The organism is Calothrix rhizosoleniae SC01 (assembly GCF_900185595.1).
GTDB lineage: Bacteria > Cyanobacteriota > Cyanobacteriia > Cyanobacteriales > Nostocaceae > Calothrix_A > Calothrix_A rhizosoleniae.
The window spans coordinates 1-2,496 of the sequence record NZ_FYBH01000460.1; the positions used below are offsets into that span (position 1 = coordinate 1).

Here is a 2,496-nt window from a genome sequence, read left to right on the forward strand (position 1 = left end):
GAGGGTTAAATATGGATTGTCTCAAAACACGCCCCTTGTATGGGTTTAGCAGTGCTAAGCCCCTACAGTATCGCTACAATTTACCATCAAATTCACGCTGATCAAAGCCTGAAACTACCTATTTATGTCAATACACATCTCTAACGACTTGTACAGTGGGTAAATTCTAACTTATTACTTATTACTTATTACTTATTATTTATTATTTATTACTTATTAATTGCCCGTAGCGCTATATGGGCTGATTTATAAATTTTAGGAAGGGTTTAACATGCGGGAACATCTCACTTTCGTAAAAACACCTACCGCATAAACTGAAAAATTTATTTCCACATTACGGACAAGAATATATTTGTAAAAATGAGAGGCTCCAGTGTGTAACTTAACTGAAAATCATAGTAATGATTGTGATTTTTTTACCATATTTTTCCGTCAAATACCCACAGCTAAGTACCAGTTATTTTTCGTATTTGTACTGACGTTATTGTTTCAGAATCAGAGTTAGATTGTTTTAGCGATCGAGTCAAAATATTCCGGTACAAGGAAAATTGATTGATTGATCAAGTGTTTGCTAGAAAAGTTGTTACATTCGTCAGATTTTGTGGGTATCCTAAAATCAAGGGAACTAAAAAGTCACTAATTAACAGCGAACATATTCTTTATCTAATAAATGAGTTGGGTAAATCTGCCAATTTAAGACCAATAAACAAAGTTTGTTTGTTTAATTATCGTTTGATTTGACGATATACAAAAATAATCAGGCGAATTATAAAAAAATCCTGTGCGCGAACACAGGAAACAAATTGATTGCACAAATACACAATTATTATGGCACGTTCTCAAAAACTCTCCAAAAATGTATCCAGATTTTCCCGTTCTTTGGTAGCTACAGCCTTCCTTACCACTGGAATGTTTCAATTGGTTGCTCCCGCACTAGCGGATGGTGCTGCTCCGGGTACAAAAATTAAAAACACCGCAACTGCTACTTACCAAGACCCCAACAATCTCGACGAAACCCTGAACGCGACTTCTAATACAGTTGAAATTACCATCGCAGAAGTTGCCGGTGTGACTGTCACCGCTAATGGTACAACCTTTAGGACTGATACAAACGGTAATGGCGGTAATGCTACGACTGCGGATGGCAAGATTAACAACGGCGATGTTATTTACTACAACTACACCGTTAAAAACGTTGGTAACGACCCCACCAAGATTCGTATCCCCAACCAACCACCGATACAAGGTAATGCTGTACTAGAAGCAGTACCAGATAGCGCTTCTGTGAATGCTGCTGTACAAATTAGCGACGATGGTGGCGTAACTTGGAAAGCTGTTAACACTGGTACTTTTACAACTGACTCAATGGTTCCTGGTGAGTCTGTTCTGGTAAGGGTGGCTGTTAAAGTTACCGGAGCAACTAGTGGAAACAAAATCTCCCTGCAATTAGGTAATACAAAATCTAAAAACGCTCAGAACATCCCACTGGACGATACTCCTCATGATGTTTACACGGTAGATAATCCTGATGGTGCTACTGGTGAAACTAATGGTACACCTATAAACGGGACTCGTGAAGCTAGTGCGACTTATGAAGTAACAGTAGATTCTACCCTGAAAAACTATGCCTTAGCTACAGTCTTGAAGACTCGTACCGCTCACACTCGTCTTAATGATCCTAGTGATGCTGCTAATGATGGGAAACCAATACACGATACCATAGATTATGAATTGAAGTTACGAGTAGAAAATGACGACCCGACGGGTAATAACCTAAATGCTTCAGCCTTGGAAGGTACAACTATTCAAGTTGATGCTGAAACTCCTGCCAAAAAATATATCTTAGTTTCTGATGCCATTCCCACAGGTACAGAACTCGCAGCTATTCCCAGTAACCTTCCTACTGATTGGGAAGCAGTTTATACTGAAGACGATGTCACTGGTGCTAGTGCGAAGAAGGCTGATAAGGCTACATGGAAAAGATTTTCCGCCAACCCATCAGTAGATCTTGCGAATGTGAAACGTGTCGGTTTTATTAAGACTGGTATTGTAAACACAGGTGAAACGGTTTCTGGCTTAAAAATTCAATTAAAGGTAACAAGTACTGGTAATACCGTAGATGTTGCTAATATTGCTCAATTATTTGGTGCGAGCGGTAGTAACCCAGTTTACGATGAATCTGGTGACCAAACTCCCAGTAATTACGATAGCACTAATACAAAATTCCCAGGTACTGATAGCGATGCTGATGGTCTACCTGATACTCTTGCCGATGGTGATGTGGATGATGGTCATATAGATAATCCTACCACTCCCACAGAAGGTACTGACTCGGGTAACAATAACCAAGGTACTGGTGATGGAGGTGAAGCTAACGTCATTTCGATTGGACCTGCAGCAGCCAAAGCGGTATTGAATGGTCCTGAGGATTTGCCAGCCGCAGCATCTAATGGTGACAACAATAAAGACTTTACTAACCGGTCGGCATTAACCCTC

Annotated in this window: 1 protein-coding gene; it reads left to right on the top strand. The window is 40.0% G+C overall.

Annotated features, from left to right (window positions below):
- Positions 1 to 828: 828 nt before the first annotated feature.
- The coding region (locus CALSC_RS25435) for a DUF7925 domain-containing protein (RefSeq protein ID WP_456151091.1) at positions 829 to 2,496 on the top strand (1,668 nt) is incomplete at its 3' end.